The sequence below is a fragment of the Enterobacter sp. ZOR0014 genome, from assembly GCF_000798855.1.
GTDB classification, from domain to species: domain Bacteria; phylum Pseudomonadota; class Gammaproteobacteria; order Enterobacterales; family Enterobacteriaceae; genus Enterobacter; species Enterobacter kobei.
Genome location: NZ_JTLF01000382.1, coordinates 1 through 422, shown reverse-complemented (window position 1 = coordinate 422; position 422 = coordinate 1). Strand labels below are relative to the sequence as shown.

Here is a 422-nt window from a genome sequence, read left to right as displayed (position 1 = left end):
AGTAAAACCACCACTCCCCTGAATAAATAAATTTAGAACTGGGGCAGGCAGCTCTATTTTTATCACTTGGATCGTGCCACTCTTTATTATTTATTAGTTCTTTCTCATGTTTCTTTGTTATTTTATTGAGATTGACTGTTGCGATGTGTTTCATCCCCAGCAACTGAAATATTTCTTCAGCCACTTTGCAAAATGTGGAGGAACAGGCTTTATAAGCAGCGATTGCAATCGCTCCAGTAAATATAAAAGCCAGCCCTAACACCATCATAAGAAAAACAAAATATTCTTTCCAAAAATCTAACTGTTCCCAACCCACCTCATTCAAAGACTTAACAAGGCAAACACATGCAAACATAAACATGAGTATAGCTGTTAAAATAAACATATTTTTTATCCGCCAAAGCATATGCGCAATATGTCCC

1 protein-coding gene is annotated in these 422 nt (G+C 36.3%); it reads right to left on the bottom strand.

Annotated elements, in window-relative coordinates:
- Positions 1–385 (bottom strand): hypothetical protein (locus L977_RS21565; protein WP_156118188.1); only part of this gene is annotated, 385 nt, incomplete at its 3' end.
- Positions 386–422 lie beyond the last annotated feature (37 nt).